Annotated in this window: 22 protein-coding genes; 12 read left to right on the top strand and 10 right to left on the bottom strand. The window is 70.1% G+C overall.

Annotation, left to right across the window (positions count from 1 at the left end):
- The first annotated feature begins 2 nt into the window (after positions 1–2).
- The gene (locus D3230_RS06545) at positions 3–533 is read left to right on the top strand and encodes a CinA family protein (protein ID WP_202344231.1); all 531 of its coding nucleotides are present in this window, start codon (positions 3–5) and stop codon (positions 531–533) included.
- On the opposite strand, the gene D3230_RS06540 is transcribed toward D3230_RS06545, so the two are convergent.
- Positions 530–1,180 carry a response regulator transcription factor gene (locus D3230_RS06540; protein WP_237467116.1) on the bottom strand — a complete coding sequence of 217 codons (651 nt, stop codon included), beginning with the start codon at positions 1,178–1,180 and terminating at the stop codon, positions 530–532. The genes D3230_RS06545 and D3230_RS06540 overlap by 4 nt on opposite strands.
- Positions 1,177–2,448, bottom strand: coding sequence for a sensor histidine kinase (locus D3230_RS06535; RefSeq protein ID WP_202344230.1), 1,272 nt, complete (start codon positions 2,446–2,448; stop codon positions 1,177–1,179). Before D3230_RS06535 ends, D3230_RS06540 begins: the two co-directional genes overlap by 4 nt.
- A 212-nt stretch (positions 2,449–2,660) precedes the next feature.
- Between D3230_RS06535 and D3230_RS06530 the strand changes: the two genes are divergently transcribed.
- Entirely contained in the window at positions 2,661–3,158 is a 498-nt protein-coding gene (locus D3230_RS06530) for a small multi-drug export protein (RefSeq protein WP_202344229.1), read from the top strand.
- 69 nt (positions 3,159–3,227) lie between these two features.
- Here the strand turns inward: D3230_RS06530 and D3230_RS06525 are convergent, their stop codons facing one another.
- From D3230_RS06525 to D3230_RS06515, 3 genes are read right to left on the bottom strand one after another with little or no spacing between them, the layout of a single operon-like run.
- Positions 3,228–3,524 (bottom strand): hypothetical protein, encoded by a 297-nt coding sequence (locus tag D3230_RS06525; RefSeq protein WP_202344228.1) that lies wholly within the window; start codon positions 3,522–3,524, stop codon positions 3,228–3,230.
- Positions 3,525–3,526: 2 nt separating this feature from the next.
- The gene (locus tag D3230_RS06520) at positions 3,527–3,745 is read right to left on the bottom strand and encodes a hypothetical protein (protein WP_202344227.1); all 219 of its coding nucleotides are present in this window, start codon (positions 3,743–3,745) and stop codon (positions 3,527–3,529) included.
- 50 nt (positions 3,746–3,795) lie between these two features.
- Positions 3,796–4,242: an SRPBCC family protein gene (locus D3230_RS06515; RefSeq protein ID WP_202344226.1), complete on the bottom strand. Its 447-nt coding sequence runs from the start codon at positions 4,240–4,242 to the stop codon at positions 3,796–3,798.
- Positions 4,243–4,499: 257 nt separating this feature from the next.
- On the opposite strand from D3230_RS06515, the gene D3230_RS06510 reads away from it, so the two are divergent.
- Together D3230_RS06510 and D3230_RS16365 are read left to right on the top strand one after the other, a co-directional pair.
- On the top strand, positions 4,500–5,552 hold the full coding sequence (locus D3230_RS06510) for an iron-containing redox enzyme family protein (RefSeq protein WP_202344225.1): 1,053 nt from the start codon (positions 4,500–4,502) through the stop codon (positions 5,550–5,552).
- On the top strand, positions 5,549–5,827 hold the full coding sequence (locus tag D3230_RS16365; RefSeq protein WP_337249117.1) for a CDGSH iron-sulfur domain-containing protein: 279 nt from the start codon (positions 5,549–5,551) through the stop codon (positions 5,825–5,827). The genes D3230_RS06510 and D3230_RS16365 overlap by 4 nt, the downstream gene beginning before the upstream one ends.
- 16 nt (positions 5,828–5,843) lie before the next feature.
- On the opposite strand, the gene D3230_RS06500 is transcribed toward D3230_RS16365, so the two are convergent.
- Genes D3230_RS06500 through D3230_RS06490 form a run of 3 tightly spaced genes read right to left on the bottom strand, consistent with a single transcriptional unit; the run spans position 5,844 to position 7,651 of the window.
- Positions 5,844–6,155, bottom strand: a complete 312-nt coding sequence (locus D3230_RS06500) for a DUF7882 family protein (RefSeq protein ID WP_202344224.1) — start codon at positions 6,153–6,155, stop codon at positions 5,844–5,846.
- Positions 6,156–6,166: 11 nt separating this feature from the next.
- Positions 6,167–6,505, bottom strand: coding sequence for a DUF7882 family protein (locus tag D3230_RS06495; RefSeq protein WP_202344223.1), 339 nt, complete (start codon positions 6,503–6,505; stop codon positions 6,167–6,169).
- A 42-nt stretch (positions 6,506–6,547) separates the two neighbouring features.
- Complete coding sequence (locus tag D3230_RS06490) at positions 6,548–7,651, bottom strand: aromatic acid exporter family protein (RefSeq protein WP_202344222.1); 1,104 nt, start codon at positions 7,649–7,651, stop codon at positions 6,548–6,550.
- Positions 7,652–7,863: 212 nt separating this feature from the next.
- On the opposite strand from D3230_RS06490, the gene D3230_RS06485 reads away from it, so the two are divergent.
- The 8 genes from D3230_RS06485 to D3230_RS06450 all read left to right on the top strand — a co-directional run bounded on the left by D3230_RS06485 (position 7,864) and on the right by D3230_RS06450 (position 18,256).
- Positions 7,864–9,648 (top strand): N-acetylglutaminylglutamine amidotransferase, encoded by a 1,785-nt coding sequence (locus tag D3230_RS06485; RefSeq protein WP_202344221.1) that lies wholly within the window; start codon positions 7,864–7,866, stop codon positions 9,646–9,648.
- A gap of 337 nt (positions 9,649–9,985) precedes the next feature.
- Entirely contained in the window at positions 9,986–12,262 is a 2,277-nt protein-coding gene (locus D3230_RS16360; protein WP_202344220.1) for an HtaA domain-containing protein, read from the top strand.
- 78 nt (positions 12,263–12,340) lie between these two features.
- A complete protein-coding gene (locus D3230_RS06475; RefSeq protein ID WP_202344219.1) occupies positions 12,341–13,159 on the top strand; it encodes a helix-turn-helix domain-containing protein in 819 nt (272 codons plus the stop codon).
- A gap of 128 nt (positions 13,160–13,287) precedes the next feature.
- Entirely contained in the window at positions 13,288–14,295 is a 1,008-nt protein-coding gene (locus D3230_RS06470; RefSeq protein WP_202344218.1) for an ABC transporter substrate-binding protein, read from the top strand.
- Positions 14,292–15,164 carry an SIP domain-containing protein gene (locus D3230_RS06465; RefSeq protein WP_202344217.1) on the top strand — a complete coding sequence of 291 codons (873 nt, stop codon included), beginning with the start codon at positions 14,292–14,294 and terminating at the stop codon, positions 15,162–15,164. Before D3230_RS06470 ends, D3230_RS06465 begins: the two co-directional genes overlap by 4 nt.
- A gap of 4 nt (positions 15,165–15,168) precedes the next feature.
- Complete coding sequence (locus tag D3230_RS06460) at positions 15,169–16,263, top strand: FecCD family ABC transporter permease (RefSeq protein WP_337249116.1); 1,095 nt, start codon at positions 15,169–15,171, stop codon at positions 16,261–16,263.
- Positions 16,260–17,339 (top strand): FecCD family ABC transporter permease, encoded by a 1,080-nt coding sequence (locus D3230_RS06455; RefSeq protein WP_202344215.1) that lies wholly within the window; start codon positions 16,260–16,262, stop codon positions 17,337–17,339. Before D3230_RS06460 ends, D3230_RS06455 begins: the two co-directional genes overlap by 4 nt.
- A 47-nt stretch (positions 17,340–17,386) precedes the next feature.
- Positions 17,387–18,256, top strand: coding sequence for an ABC transporter ATP-binding protein (locus tag D3230_RS06450; RefSeq protein WP_202344214.1), 870 nt, complete (start codon positions 17,387–17,389; stop codon positions 18,254–18,256).
- 10 nt (positions 18,257–18,266) lie between these two features.
- Here D3230_RS06450 and D3230_RS16355 read toward each other — a convergent pair whose 3' ends face one another.
- Together D3230_RS16355 and D3230_RS06440 are read right to left on the bottom strand one after the other, a co-directional pair.
- Entirely contained in the window at positions 18,267–21,923 is a 3,657-nt protein-coding gene (locus D3230_RS16355) for a carboxypeptidase regulatory-like domain-containing protein (protein ID WP_202344213.1), read from the bottom strand.
- On the bottom strand, positions 21,920–22,456 hold the full coding sequence (locus D3230_RS06440) for a hypothetical protein (protein WP_202344212.1): 537 nt from the start codon (positions 22,454–22,456) through the stop codon (positions 21,920–21,922). Before D3230_RS06440 ends, D3230_RS16355 begins: the two co-directional genes overlap by 4 nt.
- Positions 22,457–22,718: the final 262 nt, after the last annotated feature.

Genomic DNA, 22,718 nt, shown 5'->3' with positions numbered 1-22,718 from the left:
GCATGGCTGAGAACGCAACACACGATCGGATCGACGCGCTCGTCGCGCGAATCGCCGAGCGCGCGCTCGCGCAGGGCGCGACGGTCGCGGTGGCCGAGTCGCTCACCGGGGGTCAGCTGTCCACCGCGCTCGCGGCGGGGCCCGATTCCGGGACCTGGTACCGGGGCGCGGTCGTCGCCTACGACGCGGAGGTCAAGTTCGCGGTCCTCGGGGTCCCGCGCGGGCCGGTCGTGACGGCGCAGACGGCCCGGGCCATGGCCGTCGGGGTGCGCGAGCTGCTGGGTTCCGACGTCGCCGCCGGGATCACCGGGGTCGGCGGACCGGGGCCCGAGGAGGGCCGCCCCGCCGGCACCGTGTATCTCTGTGCGCTGCGGGGCGACGCCGACCCGCCGGCGACGGAGCTCCACTGTGCGGGCGGCCCGATCGAGGTGCTCTCCACCGCCATCGAGGCGGCGCTGCAGGCAATCCTGGCCCAGCTCGATGCGGCGGACGCCGCTGCCCCCGGGACCGAGCCGAGCCGCCGCGGCGGCTAGATCCAGCCCTGCTGCCAGGCGTACTCCGCGGCGTCCTGCCGGTTCTGGCGGCCCAGCTTGGTCATCGCCGCGGACAGGTAATTGCGCACCGTGCCGGAACTCAGGAACAGCTGATCCGCGATGCCCTGGACGCTCGAGGTGACGCGAGTGGCCCGCAGCACATCGAGTTCGCGCTCGGTGAGCGGGCAGCGTTCGGCCGTGAGCGCCGCCGCGGCGATCTCGGGATCCACATAGCGTTTGCCGGCGGCCACGTCCCGGATGACCCGGGCCAGCTCCCCCGCGGGCGTCGACTTGGGCACGAACCCGGAGACGTGCGCGGCGAGGGCTCGGCGGAGCACCCCGGGGCGTGCGTGGCGAGTCACGATGATCGATCGGGTCTGCGGCTGCGCCGCGGCGATGCGCTCCGCGGCCTCGATGCCGTCCGCGCGCGGCATCTCGAGGTCGAGCAAGCACACGTCCGGTGCGAGCGCGAGAGCGAGCTCCACGGCGGTCGCGCCGTTGTCCGTCCCCGCGACCACCTCGATGTCGGGTTCGAGATCCAACAGCGCCTCCAACGCGCTCCGGATCAGCTGCTCGTCATCGGCGATCAGCAGCCGAATGGGCTCGCGTTCGCGCCCCACCTCCGGCTGACTCGGATGCTGCATCATGCTCCCGCCCCGGGTACCCAGACCCGTAGTTCGAAACTCGGCGACTGCTCCGCGCGCACGTCGTCGCCGCGCTGTACCGCTCCCGCACCGCGCAGCATCCCAGCTGCGACCGTGCCGCCCACCGCGGCCACGCGGTCGCGGAGTCCGGCGATCCCGGTGCCCGGGCCACCCGCGGCCGCGGCGGCATCCGCCGGGTCTACGCCGTCATTGGTGATCACCAGCTCGGTGCCCCCGCGCGCGGCCGCGAGGACAATGTCGGCTCGCGTCGCCGAGCTGTGCCGCAGGATGTTTGTCGTCGCCTCCCGCACCGCGAACGCCAGGACGCGCTCCGCGTCACTGGGCCGGACGGGTCCGTCCGCCTGCACGTCTGGCGCGGGATCGATCCGCAGGCTGCACTCCGCTCCCGCCAGGCTCAGCACGTCCCGCGCGTTCCCGAGCTCGTCCGCGAGGGCGACCTCGCGCAGCCCCGCGACAAGCGCCCGCGTCTCCTCCATCGCTTCCTTCGCGATGAGCCGGATCTCGCCGAGCTGCGTGGCGGCCTGCTCAGGACGCGCCTCCAGGGTGCGCTCCGCGAGCTCGGCTTTGAGCGCGATCACCTGCAGGTGGTGCCCCTGGATGTCGTGCAGGTCGGCCGCGAACCTCAGGCGCTCCTGGGTCACCGCCAGCTCTGCCCCGAGCTGACGGGCCTCGTCGAGGCGCTGCACGACGCGCCACATCCACAGGCTCGAGAGCAGCATTCCCGGGAGCATCGCGGCGTACACGGCGACAAACCACAGGGGGGAGCCGTCGCGGCCGGCGGTCAGGGCGACGCGCTCGGGACCGGCGACAACGACGGGGGCGAGCGTCAACGCGAGGAGCCCCGCGTACATGAGCCAGCGAGCGGCCCCGGGCAGGAAGCAGGCGAACAGCACCCCCGAGAACCAGAGCTGCGCGGCGGCGAATCCCGCGACCTCGGGCACCGCGAACGCGAGCCCCCACGAGGCCGCCGCGGGCGCGAGCAGCGCGATCGTCCACCCCCGATGCGGGATCCGGTGCTGGGGCGCCGAGCGCAGGAACCAGCAGTATCGGAGACGGGTGGCGGCGGACCCGATCGCGAGCAGCAGCACGACCAACACGGTGGACCGATGCCCCACGCGGAACTCCTGCAGGATGCTCAGGATCATGAGCACGTCCATCACCACGAAGAGGAAGACGATCGAGCCCAGCGTGTAATTCCAGGTGGCATTCACCCCGGCCCCGGGGGCTGGCGTGGGCGGCGAGTCAGGCATCTTCCCCAGCCTACGGGCTCGCGGGTTCTCGCGGCGCACCACCGCGGCGACCCGTGACAGATGTCACGGGTGCGCGCCGCGCGACGTCACACCGGGTCATGACATCCCGGCACTACCGCCGCCGATCCACCGCCGCGAAGCTTGAGGTATCGCAGCGCTCGCTGCCCGGCCGGCGGTCTCGCCGCGCCGCGTCTCCCGTTTGAAAGGCCGTCATGCTCACCACCCTCCAGGATTTCACCGCGTCGCTTCCCGAGGTGCTGCAGTGGCTCGGGGTCCTGCTGATCGCCGCGATCCCCTTCGTGGAATCCTATTTCGGCTCGGCCGTGGGGGTGCTCGTGGGGATTCCCCCGGTCGTCGCGGTCCTCGCGGCGATTGTCGGCAACGTGCTTTCGATGCTCGTGTTCGTACTCACGGCACACGGGGTCCGGGCGAAAGCGACGCAGAACCGAACCGAAAAGCCGCTGAGCCCGCGGCGCGAAAAGCTGAAGGCCCGGTTCGATCGTTACGGGGTCCCGGGCGTCAGCCTGCTGGGGCAGCTGTTCCTGCCGAGCCAGATCACCTCGGCCGCGATGGTGTCGTTCGGGGCGTCGAAGAACCAGGTCATCCTGTGGCAGGTGATCTCGATCGTGATCTGGGGCGTCGTGTTCGGCGTCCTCGCCACTCTCGGCCTCACAGCACTGATCAGCGGGGGCATCGTCGCGTCGCTCTAAGGCAGTGACCGCGCGACCGCGGGGCCAGGAGCGCATCGACGCGCCTGGCCCCGCGGTCGTGCGCGTCCGTCACGCGATGCTCTGGGCACCCGCCGGGCCGTGATCGCGATCGGCCACGCCGTGCTCGCCCTGTTCGCGGGCGCAGTGCGCGCAGCAGTACAGCGCCGTGTCGCTCTCGACGCCGTGGCCGAGAATGCGGCAGCCGCAGTGCGCACAGCTCGGCGCCATCGACTCGATGGCGCACTCGAAGCTGTCGAACACGCGCACGGTGTCGCCGCGCGTGATCGTGAACGTCTTGTCGTAGCGGTTCCCGCAGGTGTCGCAGACCGCGCTGTCGGGCGGGGGGATGATGTGTGTCGTACTCATGATCAACTCCGTTCGGGGGTGTGCTGGCCGCGGCGGGCGGGCGAGGAAGCCACGTCTTCGCCCTGCGCCTCAAGCGCATCCCGTGGGTCCGCGCCCTCGGGGTTCTCCTCCGCGGGTTCGGACTGGGGCGTGACCGCGGGGCGGTCCCGGTCACGCTGCTCGGTCACCGCGAGTTCCTCGTCGCCGTCGCGTGACTCGTTCGATTCCCAGATTCTGGCCATGGCTGCCTCCGTTCGTGTGGTGGGTGTGCGGCGGGGGTCACCGGGCCAGCTCAGACGGAGCCGCGCCAGGCCCCGCTCGCGAAGCCCTGCGATTCCATCAGCCGCGCGAACTCGCGCAGATCGGACGCGACCTGCGCGTCGTCGATCTGCAGCATCGCGCCCATGGTTTCAACGAAGCCCTCGGGCTGCCACTCGAGTTCGAGCCGCACACGGGTCTTCTCGGGGTCCAGGGTGTGAAACGTCACGACACCGGCGTGCTCCGGCCCGTCGAGACTGCGCCAGGCGATGCGGGCATCGGGGATCTGCTCGGTGATCTCCGCCTGGAATCCGCGCTCCGCGCCGCCGACCACAACATCCCACGCCAGGTGGGTGTCGTCGAGCTGGCGGACCGATTCCACACCGGTCATGAACGCCGGATAGCTCTCGAATTGCGTCCACTGGTTGTACACGGTGCGGACGGGGAGGTCGATGTCGATGTCGCTGCTGATCGTGGGCATAGCGTGTCCTTCCTCTGCGGACGGGGCGCCGCGTCCACGGACGGACGTCCCGGTCGATGCCCCGGCTCGAAGTCCGAAGCGGGACACCCCCGAGCGTAGGAGCGGTACCCGCGTGCGTCTGGGGGCTTGACTTCACAGCTCGGCACCCCGGTTCGCGCCCGACGCGCACGAATAGCCGATCGCCACCAGCGGTGTCAAGGGGGTGGCCGCCGCCCCGCGGGTCCCGGACACTGGGCAGCGTGACCGATCGGAGGCCCATGCCCACACGTTCCCGCCCCCAGACGCTCCCCCGCGTTTCCTGTTCCGCGCGCGGCCCGGTGAGTGCAGCGGTGCTGCGCACGCTCACCGCCGGAGATGCTGAGGCGCACCGCGAGGTCCGCGCACGAACCGACGCCGCGGTCGCAGCCACCACGGACGTGTGGCGCGATGAGGACCTCCAGCTCGCGCTGTTCGTGCTCTACGCCTCCGCCTACGGCGCGTTCGGGGACCTCGATCCGGAACTCGAGTGGGATCCCGAATTGTTGGCCGCGCGAGCGCGGATCGAGCGCGCCTTCGAGGCGCAGCTGCGCCGCGAGGTCGCGCCGCCCCCTGAGCCCGCTGCCGACGCGGCGGAGGTCGCCGCGGCCCTCTTTGCGCTGACCGCAGAGCAGGGCGGGCCGAGCGTGCCCCGCTTCCTCGCACGTCGCGCGACGGAGGCGCACGCGCGGGAATTCCTCATCCAGCGTTCGGTGTACACCCTCCGCGAGGCAGATCCGCATTCCTGGGCGATCCCGCGGCTCACCGGCAGCCCGAAAGCCGCGCTCGTCGAGATCCAATCGGATGAGTACGGGGGCGGCCGGCCGGACCGCGTCCACGCCGAGATCTTCGCCCGCACACTCGCCGCGATGGGGCTCGACCCCGGCTACGGTCACTACGTCGATCGGGTGCCCGCGGTGACCCTCGCGTCGCAGAACGCGATGTCGATGTTCGGGCTCAATCGCCGCCTGCTCGGAGCGATCGTCGGCCATCTCGCCGCCTTTGAGATGACGTCCTCGATCCCCAACCGTCACACCGGCGACGGATTTCGTCGGCTGGGTGCCGGGCCGGACGTCACCGATTACTTCGATGAACACGTCGAGGCCGACGCCGTGCACGAACAGATCGCCGGGCGCGACCTCGCCGGCGGACTCGCGGAGGACCGCCCCGAGCTCCTCGCCGACATCATGTTCGGTGCCGCCGCCTGCCTCGCCCTCGACGGTGCCGCCGGCAGGCACATGCTCGACGCGTGGGAGGCCGGTCGGTCGTCCCTCCGTGACGAGGACCCGGCGTGAGCGTTGCCGATGATCCGGACGACGCGCACGGCGGGGCCCCGGCCCCTGGCGGTCGAGGCGGCGCGGCCGGCCCCGAGGTGCCGCCCAGCATCACGCCCTACCCGGACGGGCCCCTCATCGTGCGGGGCACCGTGGATCTCCGGGCCGCCGACGGCACCCCGATTCCGCAGCGGCGGCGCACCGTCGCACTGTGCCGCTGCGGCCTCTCAAGCATCAAGCCCTGGTGCGACGGCACCCACAAGGCCGCCGGGTTCCGCACGGACGACGGCGAGTGAGTCGCGACGGCGGCGGCTACGCGCGCGCGGCCTCCGCGTTCGGCTCGGGCACCAGCGTGAGGCCCGCAGCGCTGTTCGCCTGGAAGCTCAAGAGCTCCGCCCAATCCTTGTTGATCTCCACCTGTCCCAACTGCTCGAACGTGAAGTGGAGCGGGATCGACGGGTGCAACCAGATGGCCGCGCCCGCGCCGCAGTCCGAGGTCTGCCAGCTGAAGAGGAAGCTCTCGCCCTTGCGGAGCTTGTTCGCGATCACCAGCTTCAGGTGGTGCAGCAGCCGATCCTCAAACGTGAAGACGCTGTCCTTCGTGCCGTAGTGGAGTTCGCCCATGGTGTCCGCCCCTATCCTTCCTGCGCCGCCGCGAGCGCGGCAAATGCCGAATCGACCTGGTCCTCGCGCATCACGGTCATCCCCCGTGGCGTATTCGCTGTTTCGACCAGCACGTGCACCCACTTCGCATTGAGCGACGGGGGCGTGTTGCCCGCGAAGCGGAAAAACACGGGGATCGCGGGCGACATCCAGATCGTGACACGGCCGCTGCCCTGTTCCGCCGGGTTGGTCCAGTTCACGAAGAACGACTCCTGCCGGCGGAGCTTCGTTCCAATGGCCGCCTTCAGATGGGCGAGCACCCGATCATCGAACTCGAATTCTGTGACCCCATTGTAATAAAGAAACCCCATGGCTCTCATCATGGCCTCTGAGCTGGGAGAAAACCTCAAAATTCACAGGGTGTGTCGAGGCACCGCGGCGGAGAGCGCACGGGACAGGCTGCTCGCGAGCGCCTCGTCCGCCCCCGCCTCCGCGGTTCTGATCGGGAGCCGGGCCCGGTGCCGGCATCGTTCCACCTGCCGCTGCGCCGCCGCCACCCGTGCCGCGTGCTCGGGCGCGTCGACCGCGGTGCCGAGGGCCTCGCCGCAGCGGCGCAGCGCCGGAACCAACCGTCGGGACGCCGCGCGCGAGACCGAAGGCGTGTGGCCGCGCGCGCCCTCCGCCACGAGCTCCAGCATCACCAGGACGTGGCGACCGGCGCGCTCCACGCCGGCCGCCTCCGCGTCGAGCTCGGCCGACGCGGTGCGGGCGGTGCGGCGAGCTCGGGGGTTGGCCCGCGCGCTGCGGTGCGCGTGCTGCACACTCTCGCTCACCCCGGACACCGCTCGCGCGAGCTCGGCCGCGCGCCGGTCGAGCTCCGGGTGACCGGCGGGATCCTCGAGCACGCGGGCCACCGCCGTGAGGCCGTCCGCGAGCGCGAGCCGCGCCGCCGCTACGGCGCGCTGCGCCTCCCCCACGGTCAACGGCGGCAGCACAAGCCACTGCACCAACACCCCCGTGACGACCCCGAACGCCATCGTGACCAGGTATGAGATCGAGAACGCCGCGCCGTGCCCCTCGGTCAGCACGAGCACAAATAGGCCGGCCATGGGCAGCCAGTCCCGGCCCACGCCCCACCGGGGTGACCCCCCGAGCGCCACCCCGATCCCGATCACCCCGGCGACGCCGAGGATCCCGGGCACCCCGAGCGACACGGCCAGCACCGCTCCCAGGCCGAGCCCGACCCCGAGCGACAGGCCTGCCAGCGCCTGCAGCCCCGATCGGGCGGAGTCGAAGAAGGTCGGATACATACTCACCAGTGCCCCGAGCGGGGCGTAATACGAGTACTCCGGCTCGGCGAACGGGATGATCGGGGCCAGGTACCATGCCAGCCCGGCCGCGAGGGCGCTCTTCCCCGCCAGGATGAGGCGCGGTGTGCGCCAGAACCCCCGTCCGAAGCGCCGCACCCGTTCCCCGTGCCCGCTGCCCGCCGTTCCCGCCGGTGTGTCTGCCCCCATCGCGTCCCTCCCGCGCCGCACCCGCGCACGCTGCCTCGAGTACATCGCGCGGCCCGGGAGCCCGGCGAGGGCTTGCATTCCCAGCTTCCCGCCCTGCCGCGCCCGGGCGGACCGACGCGCGCGCGTGGCTCCCCGCATTCGGGAAGTCAAGGCCCTGCGCCTCCGGCCCCGAGGTCACTACCGTGGTCCGCACACGACCCCGAGGAGGCCCCATGTGCGCAATCGCCGGAGAACTGAACACCCGAGGCGGGACAGCGGACCCGCGCGTCGTCACCCGCATGGCGGAGGCGATGGCGGCGCGCGGCCCCGATGGCCACGGCACCCTGGCCCGCGGCTGGGTGGCCCTGAGCCACCGGCGGCTCAAGGTGATCGATCTGTCGGAGCGCGCGGCGCAGCCGATGCGGGACCCGGAGCTCGGGATCACTGTCGCGTTCAACGGCTGCATCTACAACCACGCCGAGCTCCGCGACGAACTCCGCGACGAGTTCACCCCGGCGACCCGCAGCGACACCGAGGTGATCCTGCACGCCTACGCCCGCTGGGGCACCCGATTCGTCGAGCATCTCGTCGGCATGTTCGCGATCGCCGTGTTCGATGAGCGACGGGACCGGGTCGTGCTTGCCCGAGATCGTCTCGGCATCAAGCCGCTCTACGTGAGCGAGGTGCCCGGCCGGATCCGGTTCGCGTCGACGCTCCCCGGCCTCCTCGCCGGCGGGGACGTCGATACGACGCTGGACCCCGTTGCGCTGCACCACTACCTGACCTGGCACTCGATCGTGCCGGCCCCGCACACGCTGCTCACGGGGGCACGGAAACTGCCGCCGGCGACCGTCCGAGTCATCGAAGCGGACGGCCGGTCGCGCGAGTGGACCTACTGGGAACCCGCGTACGCCCGCGTGCCCGAGCGGTCGGACTGGTCGGCCGACGACTGGTCCGCGGCGATCGAGGAGTCATTGCGCACGGCGGTGCGGCGGCGCCTGGTCGCGGACGTTCCGGTCGGCGTGCTGCTCTCCGGCGGACTCGACTCCAGCCTGCTCGTCGCGCTCGCGGCGGCGCACAGCCCCGAACCCCTGCACACGTTCAGTATCGGTTTCACGGCCGCCGGCGGGGAAACGGGCGACGAGTTCCGCTACTCCGACCGGGTGGCGGAGCAGTACGGAACCCAGCACCATCAGATGCGCATCGGCGAGGCCGAGCTTGCGGCGGCGATCCCTGACGCGATTGCGGCGATGACGGAGCCCATGGCCTCGCACGATGTCACCGCGTTCTACCTGCTCGCGCAGGCGACCGCGCCGCACGTGTCGGTGGTGCAGTCGGGGCAGGGTGCCGATGAGGTTTTCGCGGGGTATGGGTATCACGGGTCGGCGGCGGGGGCCGCACGCACGGACGCCGCCGCCCAGTTCCGCGCCGAGTTCCACGATCGCTCACACGCGGAGGTCGGCGCGCTGCTGCGCCCACCGCACCGGCTCCCCGACGACGCAAGCCGCGGCGTCGTGGACGCGCACCTGGCGCAGCCCGGCGCGGAGACCGCGGTGGATGCCGTGCTCCGGTTCGACACGCACGTGCTCATGCCGGACGACCCGGTCAAGCGCGTCGACAGCATGACCATGTCGGCAGGGCTGGAGGCGCGCGTCCCCTTCCTCGATCAGGACCTCGTCGAGCTCGCGGCGAGCTGCCCGCCGGAGCTGAAAACCCGGCACGGGGGCAAGGGCGTGCTCAAGGAGATCGGGCGGCGGGTCCTGCCCCGCGACGTCGTCGACCGCCCGAAGGGCTACTTCCCCGTCCCCGGCCTGCGACACCTCGACGGGGACGTGCTCGGGACCGTGACGGATGCGATGACGAGCCCCGAGGCGCGGCGGCGCGGCCTCCTCAGCTCGGACGCCGTTGCGGCGCTGCTCGCAGACCCGAACGGCGCCAGCGATCAGCGCGGCGGCAACGCCCTGTGGTCGCTCGCGGTGCTGGAAATGTGGTGCCAAGAGCACGGCGTCCGCGCATAGCCCCGCGCCGCCCCCACCCGCCCAACCACCCGCCCGCCCGCCCAAACCGAGGCATTTTCGCGAAACCGAGCCAAATATGTCGGAAAAACCCTCGCGCTAAATAAAACGCGTCGGTGTGGACGCGCCGGACGGCAGGATCGGGCGGTGTGGTCGGGCAGCGTGGCCGGGCCGGGCCGGGACGGGGCGGCCCGGGCGGGCCGGGCGTGGCAGGGCCGGGCGGCATGGCAGAGGCGGGCCGGGCGAGCGGGCGGGCCCGGGCCGCGGGGCGGGCAGATTCGACCCAGACAGCAGATGTTGCTTAGGATGTCCTTATCTTGATCCGACTATAGGGGATGGCGTGAGCAACCACACACAGCACCGGAGGTGGGCACCGCGGATCCTCGCGGGCCTGGCCGCACTGACGATCGGCACCACGGGTGCCGTCACCGCAACGGCCGCGCAGGCCGCCGAGCAGCAGGTCACGGGCCTGCAACTCGACTGGGGCTACAGCTCCTACGCACAGTACGGGGTGTTCGGCCCCTGGGCGATGGAGGCGGCCGGGGACGGCGTCTCGATCGCGACGGTGCCCGAGGCCGAGGTCGCGGGGGCGGTGCCCGGTGCGTCGAGCAAGGATTACCGCATTGCGTCGTTCGCGGACGGTGCTGGATCGCTCGACCCCGAGACCGGGGCCGGCACCATCACCTGGCCCGACGCGGGAATCCTCACCGTCAACCCGGTGCGGATGATGGGCGGGCCGGATCTGTTCTTCTCGGCCCCGATCCTCGAGGTTGCCGCCGACGGCACGGCCGCCCTGAGCTTCGACGTCGGGGCGGGCGCCGGCGCGAGCATGGGAGGCGCTCCCTCCCCCGCCCAGGATCCCGTGCGCACGACCGTGCTCACCCTGGCCGACACGCACATCGCGGACGGGGAGCTGACGGGCACCCCCGTCTTCGCCGGCCAGCACTACCGCAACGCCGAGGGCGTCCAGCAGACGCAGGAGGCGGGCGGTTCCTGGCTGCAGAGTTACATCGACCAGCTTCCCGACGCCGTCCGCGCGTTCCACTACATGACCGGAACTTCGACGCTGAATCAGCAGAAGGCGCCGCTGCCGTTCCAGGTGATCGGCGATCTCCCGGACGGGCCCGCGACCGGTGCCGCGCCGCAGATCGAGCTCTTCGCGGCGGACGGACAGACCCCGCTCGGCACCACCACCGTGAACCCGGGGGACGAGATCGTGGTGCGCGGCAGCGGCTTCGACCCCGAGGCGAACAACCCCGGTGGCGACGGCAGCGGGCTCCCCATCCCGAACAACCAGCCGCAGGGCACCTTCGTGGCGTTCGGCGCGGTGGGATCCCCCTGGAAACCATCGGAACAGGCCCCCAGCGAGAATCGCACCCAGGTGCGCGCGAACACCAAGTGGGTGCTGCTGGAGTCCGTGATCGCGGCGATGCCCGCGCCACTCCAGGCCACGATGCGCGCACAGGCGATCATCCTCGACCCGGCCACCGGCACCTTCGAGGGCCGGATCACCGCCGCGACCCCGAGCGAGATCCCGGCGAACGGGCAGTTCGGCGTGTACAGCTACGCGGGCGGCGCGGCCAACGCCACGAACCCGGCGCAGGAGCTCTTCATCCCCGTCACCTATTCGGACGCGCCCACGCCCGGCGAGGGCGGCGAGACCGAGACGCCGGTCACCGGCGAGCTCGTGTGGGGCTTCAAGAAGTCTTGGCGCGACTACGTGGCCAACGTCGCCCAGGGGGCCACGCACCACAGCGGACACGCCACGATCGACGAGGCCGGCCTCTTCCACTTCCCCCTCGCCACGGGCAGCACCTACGATCCGGCGACCGGCACGGGTGTGCTGAAGTACGAGGGCCGGATCCGCTTCCAGAGCGCCCTGCACGAGTTCGACATCGTGCTGCAGAACCCGCACGTCACGATCACGGACCCGAGCGCGCCAGGGATCCTCAGCGCGGAGCTGTCGACCACCACCACGGTCGGCGACCTCACGGTCTCCCGCGTGGATGTCGCAAGCATCGCGCTCACCGAACCGACGGTGGTGTCCTCCGCGATCGGTTCCGTTTCGGCCGTCGCCGCAGACCCCAGCGGCCCGGGCGCGGCACCCGCGGGCGACGCGACGTACCAGGCGAGCTGGACCGCGCAGGCCACGACGATCCTCGACACGATCCAGCCCACCGAGCTCCACGATTTCTACGCGGGCCAGGCTGGCGATCCCGTATCGTTCGGCACGTCCCAGCTTGAGACCGTGCCGGGCACGGATCCAGGCACGGACACCGACCCGGCCACGGACCCCGCCACCGATCCGGGCACGGGCACCGACCCGGCGACGGATCCGGGCACCAGCACGGACCCGGGCACGGGCACCGATCCTGCGACGGGCACCGATCCGAGCACCGGTGGGACCGGGGCCCCGAAGCCCGACACTGCGGGCAGCACGGGAGACGCCGGTACCGCGTCGGCGGAGGGCCTCGCCCGGACCGGCGCGGATCCCGCGCAGGGTGCCCTGCTCGGCGCGGCTGCGCTGCTGCTCGTCGGCGGTGCCGCGCTCACGCTCGCGCGGGCTCGGCGCTCGCGCACCGCTCGTGCCGCGGCGGCAAGCACCCCCTCCGAATAACGCGATCCGAGGTGTGGTCCGGGTGGCGCTGCCACCCGGACCACACCCCCTGACCCCGAGCAGACCCGTGGAGACCCCGTGCTGACGCTGCACCGATCCGCCCCGCCGCTCGCCGAAGCGGCGACCATGGAGATCCCGTGGATCCCCGACGGCTTCCTCCTGACGACCATCGACTTCGACGTCACCGGCCCGATCGATTGGCTGGAGCACGCCCACGCCGAATACGAACTCCTCTGGTCCCATCGCGGAATGGTGACGCTCGAGGCGGACGGCCGCGTGTGGGCGGTGCCCCCGGAGCTGGGCGTCTGGATCCCCGCCGACCTCCCCCACCGCGCCTCCGCCGAGGCGGGCGCGGAGGTCCGGGCCACCTACTTCGCGGCGGACGCCAGCCGTCTCAGCGCGATGCCAGATCGTGTCACCGGCGTCGCGATCAGCGACCCCCTGCGCGCACTCCTGCAACACAATCTGCACGCTGACCTCGACGCCGAGGCCCGTCTCCGCATGCAACGCGTCATCCTCGACCTCCTCGCCCCCGCACCGCAGGTCTCCTTCGACCTCAGCATGCCCAGCAGCCCGCACCTGCGCAGCATCGCCCGCACGATCCTCGCCGATCCCGCGGACAAGCGCACCACGAGCGACTGGGCGTCAATGTGCGGGATGCACTCGCGCACGCTCGCCCGGCAATTCACCAGCGAAACCGGCATGAGCTTCACGCAGTGGCGGATCCTCGCCCGTCTCCAGTTGGCGATCCGCGAGCTCGCGGCGGGACACCCGGTGGCCCGGGTATCCCGCCGCCTCGGCTACCGAAACACGTCGACCTTCATCGACCATTTCCGCACGCTCACGGGCCAAACCCCCGCCGCCTACACCCGGACCGACGCGGTGCTCCGGGCCTAAGGTGTTCCAAAACCGGTACAGCTTGTCGCCAAACCGCGCGCGCGGGCGAATACAGTAACCAAGGTCACCCTTACCTACGTCAGATGGGATCGCTCCCGTCTGACGTTTCTGATGTACCGAGCAGGAGCATGATGTCCCTCTTCCCCACACCCCGATCGCCACGCCGGGTCCTGGGCGGCCTCGTCGCCGCGGCCGCCGCCCTCGCCCTTGTCGCCTGCGGCACCCCCGGCGACAACGGCGCGGCCGACACCCGCAGCTACGAGAGCGATTTCGGTACCGTCGAGATTCCGCAGGACATCGAGCGGGTGGTGTCGGTCGATTTCTACACGCCCGCGGCCCTGCAAGACATCGGCATCACCCCCGTGGGTGTGGTGAACAGCTACTTCACCGACACCGCCGGTGATTCCATTCCGCTGGAATACAGCGAGCCCATCCGGGAGGCGGGCGTCGGATCCATCGGCGAGTACTACGAGCTCAACCTCGAGGCGATCGTGCAGGCGAAGCCGGATCTCGTCCTCGCCACCCAAGACTTCCTGCCGCTCGACGACCCGATGCGCGCGGAGATCGAAAAGATCGCCCCCATCATCACGTTCAATGCGCGCGACGGCGAGGCCTGGCGCACCCGCTCGGTCGAGCTCGCGAAGATCTTCGACAAGGAAGCCGAGCTCCAGCCCCTCGTGGACGAGTACACCGAGCGTCGCGACGAGATCGCAGCGACATTCGCGGAGCTCCTCGCGAACAACACCTTCACCCTGCTGGGCCCGGACCCTGACGAGTGGGGCACCTACGGCAGCACGCACTTCATGACCCCGATCCTGCGCGACCTGGGTGCCCAGTTCCGCGAGCAGCAGGACGATGAAGTCACCGACGACGGCTTCCCCGAGTGGTTCTCCTACGAAGAACTCGGACGCCTCAGCAACGCCGACATCATCCTGCTGCGCGACAGCCCCCAGGAAAACATCGACGCCCTCGCGAAGAACACCCTGTGGAACAACCTGCCCGCCGTCCAGAACGGCATGGTGTTCGACTACATCGACCGCGGGCCGACGGGCTCGTTCGGCTGGGCCCTGCAGAACCTCGACGACCTTGAGGAACGCTTCGCCGAGATCCAGACGAAGGTCGACGCCGCGCAGTGAACGACACGCTGTTTGTCGCTGAGGTGACGCGCACCGCCTGGGTGACCCCCGGGATGGTGCGCGTCACCTTCGGCGGTCCGGGGCTTGCCGGATTCACCACCACGGGCGTCGGCGACGAGTTTGTGCGCGTCAGGTTCCCCGGCCCGAGCGGCGAGCTGATGCTCCCCACGCGGGACGCGTCGGGCACCTGGCACGAGCCCCCGGGAAGCGACGCCCATATCGAGCCGTACACGATCCGCCGGCATGATGCCGCGACCGGGGAGGTCGACATCGACCTCGTGGTGCACGGTCATGGCCGCGCCGGCACCTGGGGTGCGCACGCGCGGGCCGGCGACCGCGTGGCGTTCGGGCAGCCGCGCGGATTGTACGAGCCGCCGGCCGACGCCACGGTGCAGGTGTTTGTCACCGATGCGACCGGGATCCCGGCACTGGCCCGGCTCGCCAGCCAGCTCGCTCCCGGCGTGCGTGCGGTGGCCGCCGTCGAAATCGCGGAGGCCTCGCACCGCCAGGATCTCGGCACCGACCGGGTGCAGGTCGAGTGGGTCGTGGGCCGGGGAAACGGTGTCGGCCCCAGCGCGATCACGGAAGCGCTCCGCGCGATGCCGATCACCGACGACTGCTACGTCTGGGTGGCCGGCGAGGCCGGCGAACTGCGCGATGCGCGGCGCTACCTGCGCCATGAGCGCGGCCTCGCCCCCGCCCAGTACGCGGTGATCGGCTACTGGCGCGACAAGCAGGAGGCCTGGCTGGAGCGCTACGACTCGCTCGACGCCGCCACGATGGCGGCGCTGCAGTCCATCTGGGACGGGAGCGACGAGGAGATCAACCGCGATCGCTACGATGCCCGCCTCGCCGAGCTCGGGCTGTAGGGCCGTGCTGCAGACTGCGGACGCAGCACCGGCACCGGATGCGGCGCCGGGGGCAGCACCGGCGCCAGCACCAGCACCGGCATCGGCGCCGGCCCCCGCCGGCACGGCCGCGAAACGCGTCCTCTTTCTCGCGGGCGCACTGCTCCTGCTCGCCGTGGTCTTCGCGCTTGCCCTCTGGGCGGGGGCACGGGCACTCGAATTCGGTGAGGTGTGGCGGGTGCTCTGGCACGCGGACGGCTCCGAGGCCTCGTACATCGTGCACGAGATGCGGCTGCCGCGCTCGCTCCTTGCACTCGTGATTGGCCTGGCGCTCGGCGTGGCCGGCGCGCTGATCCAGGCGCTCACCCGCAACCCGCTCGCCGACACCGGGATCCTCGGGGTCGGCGCGGGCGCGAGCTTCGCGGTGGTCGTGGGGGTTGCCTTCTTCGGGGTGACGGCCCTCAGCCAGTACCTCTGGCTGGCCTTCCTCGGGGCCGTGGTGGTCACGGCGCTGGTCTACGCCCTCGGGTCGATCGGATCGATCGGTGCCACCCCGGTCCGGCTGACCCTGGTCGGCGTCGCGCTGGGGGCGGTGCTCGGCGGCTTCTCCTCCGCCATCACCATGCTCCATCCCGACACGTTCTCGGACGTCCTGCGGTGGAGCGCCGGATCGCTCGCGGGTCGCGGCTGGGACACCCTCGGCGCGGTCGTGCCGCCCATCGGGGTCGGGGTGCTCATCGCGCTCGGCTGCGGCAGGCCGCTGAATGCCGTCTCCCTCGGAGACGACGCCGCGCGCTCCCTGGGGGCGAACGTACTGCGCACCCGGATCCTGGTCATCCTCGCGGTCACGCTCCTCGCCGGCGCGGCCGCCGCCGCGGCGGGACCCGTCGGGTTCGTGGGGCTGATGGTGCCGCACGTGGTCCGCTGGTTCACCGGTCCGGACCAGCGCTGGATCATCCCGTTCTCGGCCGTCGGGGCGGCGCTCCTGCTGCTCGCCGCCGACGTGCTCGGCCGCGTCGTGCTCGCCCCGCGCGAACTCGAAGTCGGGATCGTCACCGCGTTCATCGGCGCGCCCGTCCTCATCGCCCTGGCCCGTCGGAGAAACGTGAGCGCCCTATGAGTACATCGACCGCAGCCACCCCCGCCCCCGGCGCCTCCGTGGATTTCGGAAGCCGTCAGGTCACCGCACAGCGGGGCCGCTGGTCGTTCACCGTGTCGCTGCGCGGCGTGGTGGTCACCGCGATACTCGCGGCGCTCACCTGCGCGACCATGGTCGTGTCGATTGGATCCGGCAGCACCGACATCCCGCTCGCGGAGGTGCTGGGCGGGGTGCTCGGCACCGCCGATCACGGCACGGTCCTGGTGGTGCGCGAGTGGCGCTTACCGCGGGCGCTGCTCGCCGCCCTGTTCGGCCTCGCGCTCGGAATGAGCGGCGCGATCTTCCAGTCGCTCACGCGAAATCCGCTGGGATCCCCCGACATCATTGGTTTCTCGGCGGGCTCATACTCCGGTGCGCTCGTCGTGCTGCTCATCACCGGCGGCGGGTACGTCGCCGTTGCGCTCGGCGCGCTCACCGGCGGGATCCTCACCGCGGGTGTCGTGTTCGTGCTGGCGTATCGGCGCGGCGTGCAGGGGTTCCGCCTCATCATCGTCGGCATCGGCGTCTCGGCGATGCTCTCGGCGTTCAACACCTATCTCATGCTGAAGGCCGCCCCCGGCGAACAGCTCACGGCGGCCGTCTGGGGCAGCGGCTCACTCAACGGCCTCACCGTGGACACGCTCGTGCCCGTCCTCGGGGTGCTGGTCCTGCTGCTGGTCCCCGCCCTCGCACTGGCCCCGGCGCTGCGAGTACTCGAACTCGGCGATGACGCCGCCGGGTCCCTGGGCTCGCGACCCACCGCGATCCGGCTCGTCGCGATCCTCGTCGGCGTGGCCCTCACCGCGCTCGTCACCGCCTCCGCGGGGCCCATCGCGTTTATCGCGCTCGTCGCACCGCAGATCGCGCGCCGACTCACCCGCTCCGCGGGCGTCGGGCTCATCGCCGCGGGGGTGACCGGCGCGCTTGTGCTCGTCGTGAGCGACGGCCTCGCACAGCGACTGTTTGCGCCGCTCCAGCTCCCGGTGGGCATCGTCACCGTGTCGATCGGCGGTCTCTACTTCGTCTGGCTGCTGGTGCGCGAGACCCGTCGGCGGTAGCCCGGCGCACCCCATACCGTTCCCTCCACCTCCTGGAAAGACCACGCATGCCCGATCACGCGACGCCCGTTTCCCGCCCGCGACTGCACAGCACCGACGCGACCCTCGCCTACGACCAGCGGATCATCTCGGAGCGCCTGACCGTGGCGATCCCCGACGACTCGTTCACCGTGATCGTCGGCCCGAACGCGTGTGGCAAGTCGACGCTGCTGCGCGCCCTCGCCCGGTTGCTGCGGCCGAGCTCCGGTCAGGTGGTGCTCGACGGGCGTGCCGTGCACTCGATGCCGGCGAAGGCGTTCGCCCGCAGCGTGGGGCTGCTCCCCCAATCGTCGCTCGCGCCCGACGGGATCGTGGTCGCGGATCTCGTCTCACGCGGCCGGTACCCGCACCAGGGACTGATCCGACAGTGGTCGCCCGACGATGCGCGCGCGGTCGCGGCGGCGCTCGCCGCAACCCACACGACGGAGCTCTCGTCGCGGCTGGTGGATGAGCTGTCGGGTGGGCAACGCCAGCGCGTGTGGGTGGCCATGGCGCTCGCGCAGGACACACCGCTCCTCCTGCTCGACGAGCCCACCACGTTCCTCGACCTCGCCCATCAGATCGAGCTGCTCGAACTGTTCCGCCGTCTGCACGGCGCGGGGCGCACGCTCGTGGCCGTGCTGCACGATCTGAACCACGCCGCCCGATACGCCACGCACATCATCGCGATGAAGGATGGCCGGGTGGTTGCCGAGGGGCCGCCACACGAGATCGTCACAGCGGAGCTGGTGCGTGAGGTGTTCGACCTCGAGTGCCTCGTGGTGCCGGATCCGGTCGCCGGGAGTCCGATGGTGGTGCCGCTCGGGACGGCGGCGCTGACCGCTGCCTCGACGCCGGGGAACTCAGGGGTTCGGGGCCCGGGCATACCCGCTGCCTGAGCCCCGATTCCTACTTTGTTCCCGATTCGGTCGCCTCGCGCACCTCTTCTCGGAGATCCGGGGCTCCGGCAAGCGGGGCGGGAGCACCAGTCCGTGACGACGTCGCTGGTCCGCTCAGCGATTCCTGCGACGTATCCGAGCCTCCGGCGGCGATCGGGGTGTCCGAGATACCGTTGGAGACGATCACTTCCCCGCCGCGAATGCTGAACACGTTCCAGTACCGGCCCTCGCCCGTGCTGGGGACGTCGTATTCCCCCACTTTCTCGGATCCCCGGTACAGCACGACGTTCGCTCCGGAGGTCGAGAGCCGCGCTTCCCCGTGGTCGCCGGTGTAGTTGTGCACGAAAAAGGCGTACTCGCCATCGGGCTGCACGGCGAAGGTGGTGGTCTCGGGCCCAAATCCCGTCACGTCATCGACGTCGAGCTGAGCGATCAGTTCGCCGGTCTCCGAACTCCGCGCGTTTTTCGCTGAGTAGTAGACGTGATAGGAACCGGACGAGTCCAGGCCCACGAGATGCGAGTCCAGATCCCGCGGGTGCTCACCCCAGGTGAGGACGGCGCGATACTGCGTCGCGTCAAGTCGCGTCGACATTCGCACGTTCAACAGCCGTTGCTCACCGGCGCCCGCCTCAACGGTATGCGTGAACGGAATATACCCCTCGGCTTCCACGACCACCGAGAGCGCGCCAGCAGCCGCCTCGATCTCGTACTCGCCTGTCCCGTCCGACACCGCGTCATGTTGCGTGCCCGCACTATCGGTGACCGTGATCTTCGCACCCGGAATCGGTTCGGTCGTGGAGGCGCTGCTCACGGTGCCGTGGAGAAGCACCAGGTCGGAATCACCGTCCTCACCGTCTTCTCCATCGTCCTCGACCGGGCACAGGGGGATCACGACATCGTCAGTTTCCCAGAGCGGAATACGCACGTCTGCGACGGTGTGCGACCACGTGTCGCCGATCGTGAATCCCAGGACCTTCATTTTCGCATTGATGCCGAGCGCCGCGCCGAGAAGGAGCGCTCGCTTCGACGACATCGTGAATGTCCCGTCGGCCCCTGAGAGCTTCGCCGCCATGCCTGCTTCGACCCCGGCGTTGGCGGTGACTTCCGGCCCGAGGATCCCATAGATCTTCACGTTGCCCGCGATCGCGAGTGTGATCTTCCCGTCGAGTTCGCCGCTCGCGGTCACCTGCTGTCCCCATCCCAGACACTGACTTTCCGCGTTCGCTGGCGTATCGGGCGAAACCTCATCAACCGGACGCCAGGTGCCATTCCGATATTCAGCCCCATACTCGAAGGACTTTTCAACCGAATCAGCAAAGCTCACACTGTACTCACCATTGGCTTCGCCGGCGAGGGTGACGGTAGCTCCGGGAACAAGCACGACCGGCACCACGCCGACGGGAATCGTGATCGGTGCCGAACGCAGGTTCGCGAGTTCCTTGGTGAACGCGGTCTTCGCCGAGCCTGAGATCTGCGCCTTGTAGTTGTACGAGTACCCGCCGGTAAACGCCGATTTGAAGTACGTCAACGACGGATCCGGGATCCCCCAGTTCCAGTCGACCTGAATGTCGAGGACCATGACGACCCCCAACGAGGCCCGCACTTCCGCGTCAAACGCCAGCCCGCCCTCAAGCTTGACCTTTTTCTTCGCTTGACTCTGCTGTGCGGAGTTTGCGCGCGAGACATCCGTGGTCTTCCCCTTGCCCGTGAAGGGAACCGTGAGCTTCGCGGTCCCCGTGAGCACCAACTCCTTGGAGACTTCGACGCCCAAGCGCGGTGCTGCGGCTGCGGGTGCCGCACCGCCGCGTGCCATCGCGGCGGCTGGTGCCGCGGGCACCACGTCGTCCGCGGGGACCAGCGCGACGTTGTCGACTCCGTCATCGATGATGTCGGTGTCGTCGTCACTCGATTTCGGGGGAAGAAGCTCGGTGCCCTCGGGGAACGCAGAGTACTCGCCCCGGTGTTCGGCCTGCACGAATGCGTCGGTCAGCGCAGCCTGTTCCGTCCTGACGGTCCAACCGTCAGCGGTACGCTGCGTGGCAACGATCCTGAGCAACGCACCGTCTGGGGTGTGCTCCGAGACGCCAGCGACCATGATGTCGCCGGGAGTAAGTTGCGGGTCCGCAGCGAAACTCACGAGGCCCGGTTCCACGCCCGTGATCTGCTTCGGGTCGACGACAACCGTCCGCCCGTTCACCACAATGTCTTCGGCGTCAGGCATCATCACCTGCGTCACGCCACGGGCGTCGCCGGTGCCACCATCACGGGCAAACGCCTGGGCGCGAAACTCGATTTCTCCGCCAGCCGGGGCCGACGTGATCAGCCGCCAGTGTGCCCCTTCGTCGGAGTATTCGACGGCAGCCGTTCCGATGTGTTCGCCGTTCCCGAAGAGCTCAACACGATCCACCGGTGCCTCTGACCGGACCGTACCCGACAGCTCGAGTGTTCCAGATTCGGCAAGGTCTGCCTGCTCGGGGGCCTGCAGGGTCACGTCCACCCTGCCCGCGGTCGCGCTGCGCGCTCCGACGATGTCTCCCAATGGCATGACCCGGGCCTGGACGGCAGCGCCGCGAGAAAACACCTCGGTATCCGGGGTTGCGGCTTCAACGAGCTCGATCTGCGGAAGCGCACCCTGCTGCGGATCCACCAGCACGCCGCGGCTTCTCCCGGCGGGTGAGTCGCCCACGTTGAGGAAGGATCGGTGCCCGGATCCGCTCGCCGCTGCGGAGACCAACGCCACACTCATGGCTCGATCCTTCACACCCGGGACCACCACGGACGACGTTCCATCTGCGCCCACGCGAGCTTCGGACCACAGTGCGACCTCGCTGGGCACGTAACTCCCGAATGCGTTCGCGGCGCTCATGTCTTGTGTGGCACCGGCCACCCAGCCGCGAATATCGAGTGAGAGATGACCCCCGGCGCTGGAGCTGAGGGTGACGTTTCCTTCGGCATCCACGGCCGCGATCGTCGTCACGACGCTCCGCCCGGCGGGCAGATTCATCTCCTGACCGGAGATCGCGACGGTACCCGGGGACGGCAGCTCGACGGCAGCGGTCACATGCACTGCCCGGACGTCAGTACTCGGCACCCCGCCCACCCCGACAACACTGACCGGCTGAGGCTCCGGCCCGAGCGCGTCGATCCCCGTCCCCGCGGCCGAATCAACGCGGTTCACTACTGCAGGAAGGGCGACCGTGGCGCCGGGGGTCTCGGTATCGGCACCGAAGTGCGCCAGGAATTCGACGCGTGCGTTGACCGCGACGCTCGCTGCGATCGTCGTACCGCCATCGCGCACGGGGACCAACACTGTCGTTGACGCATCCCTGCCGGTTTCGGACTCGAGGACGGTACGCCCCGTGGCAGTGACCGAGACCGCCTGGTTCGGACGAAACACGCTGATGCGCACGAGTGCCGAACCATCCGGTACTCCGGGAAGGGCCACCACGCCACCGGCGTCAATCGGCAGTTCGCGCACGGTGCCGCTCTCGACCAGTGGCATCCGGTCAACCGTCACCACGTCAAGTTGCTCGGCGACGTGCACGACTCCCGCTCGGGGAGTCGCACTCCGCTCGGTGGCGTTGGCTGCCGGTCCCGGTGCCGAGAGCGTCAACGCGAGGACGCTCGTGAGAACGACGCCGAGACCTGCCAGATACTTCGTCCTCACAGCGCGGCTCCCTTCCTGCGACGCATCACCATTCCGAGGCCAACCGCAGCGCACGCGGCCGCCATCAGCACGACACCCCAGACCGCGTGTGCGCCGGTCTGCGCAAGCGATGAGCCCGGCGATTCGGGGCGGTTCGCTGTCGGGTCATCCGTGGGCGGATCGGGTGGCACGACGGTCGTCGATTTCGCGGGAAGGGTGACCAGTGAACTGCTTCCACCGCGCACACTCCCCGCCGCATCGGCGAAGGTGACCGAGACCCGAGCTTGGGTACGAGTCTCCGCAACGAGTTCCAGGGAAAAGCTGGGCGACGGGTCGATCACCTGGGCGGTGAGACCGGTCGGAGAGGCGACAAACGTCAGACTCGTCGGGACCCCGTCCGCGCGCAGGAAGCCCGTCACCGCGCCAGGATCGAGCGATTCAATCTCGATGTCGATCCAGACCGCTGTCGCGCCGTCCGGTGCGCGAAACTCGGGAGCCGGTTTGGCGTGTGCGGCGGCTGCGCCAGCAACGGCGAGACACAGGGCCAAGAGCACCCCCGCCGATCCGACAGCCCATCTCCGCACTGTGGTACACAGCGCGGCGCGCACCGCGCCCCTCGTTGAGTCGGTCACTCGATCTCCCCCCACCCTCCCGGCCTTCCACAGGTTTTGCGTGCACCGTCGAACGTTCTCCGGGCACCCAATGGAGAATGAACTTCCACTGGCAACCAACAGGCTTCAATGATTAAACATAAACTAAATCATTGTCTATGCATAAATTTATCGAAATGACCGAGATTCGCTCGCAGCTTGACCG

The organism is Leucobacter chromiireducens subsp. solipictus (assembly GCF_016758195.1).
GTDB classification, from domain to species: Bacteria; Actinomycetota; Actinomycetes; order Actinomycetales; family Microbacteriaceae; genus Leucobacter; species Leucobacter solipictus.
Note: the sequence above shows the minus strand (reverse complement) of the source record. Positions and strands in the feature narration are given on the sequence as shown.

What these genes read in the sequence shown, in the direction of transcription:
- D3230_RS06520 (WP_202344227.1), bottom strand. Translation starts at nt 3,745, where the DNA reads ATGGCCAGAATCTGGGAATCGAACGAGTCACGCGACGGCGACGAGGAA.
- D3230_RS06450 (WP_202344214.1), top strand. Translation starts at nt 17,387, where the DNA reads ATGCCCGATCACGCGACGCCCGTTTCCCGCCCGCGACTGCACAGCACC.
- D3230_RS06545 (WP_202344231.1), top strand. Translation starts at nt 3, where the DNA reads ATGGCTGAGAACGCAACACACGATCGGATCGACGCGCTCGTCGCGCGA.
- D3230_RS06515 (WP_202344226.1), bottom strand. Translation starts at nt 4,242, where the DNA reads ATGCCCACGATCAGCAGCGACATCGACATCGACCTCCCCGTCCGCACC.
- D3230_RS06485 (WP_202344221.1), top strand. Translation starts at nt 7,864, where the DNA reads ATGTGCGCAATCGCCGGAGAACTGAACACCCGAGGCGGGACAGCGGAC.
- D3230_RS06455 (WP_202344215.1), top strand. Translation starts at nt 16,260, where the DNA reads ATGAGTACATCGACCGCAGCCACCCCCGCCCCCGGCGCCTCCGTGGAT.
- D3230_RS06490 (WP_202344222.1), bottom strand. Translation starts at nt 7,651, where the DNA reads ATGGGGGCAGACACACCGGCGGGAACGGCGGGCAGCGGGCACGGGGAA.
- D3230_RS06500 (WP_202344224.1), bottom strand. Translation starts at nt 6,155, where the DNA reads ATGGGCGAACTCCACTACGGCACGAAGGACAGCGTCTTCACGTTTGAG.
- D3230_RS06470 (WP_202344218.1), top strand. Translation starts at nt 13,288, where the DNA reads ATGATGTCCCTCTTCCCCACACCCCGATCGCCACGCCGGGTCCTGGGC.
- D3230_RS06525 (WP_202344228.1), bottom strand. Translation starts at nt 3,524, where the DNA reads ATGAGTACGACACACATCATCCCCCCGCCCGACAGCGCGGTCTGCGAC.
- D3230_RS06535 (WP_202344230.1), bottom strand. Translation starts at nt 2,448, where the DNA reads ATGCCTGACTCGCCGCCCACGCCAGCCCCCGGGGCCGGGGTGAATGCC.
- D3230_RS06495 (WP_202344223.1), bottom strand. Translation starts at nt 6,505, where the DNA reads ATGGGGTTTCTTTATTACAATGGGGTCACAGAATTCGAGTTCGATGAT.
- D3230_RS06540 (WP_237467116.1), bottom strand. Translation starts at nt 1,180, where the DNA reads ATGATGCAGCATCCGAGTCAGCCGGAGGTGGGGCGCGAACGCGAGCCC.
- D3230_RS06510 (WP_202344225.1), top strand. Translation starts at nt 4,500, where the DNA reads ATGCCCACACGTTCCCGCCCCCAGACGCTCCCCCGCGTTTCCTGTTCC.
- D3230_RS06530 (WP_202344229.1), top strand. Translation starts at nt 2,661, where the DNA reads ATGCTCACCACCCTCCAGGATTTCACCGCGTCGCTTCCCGAGGTGCTG.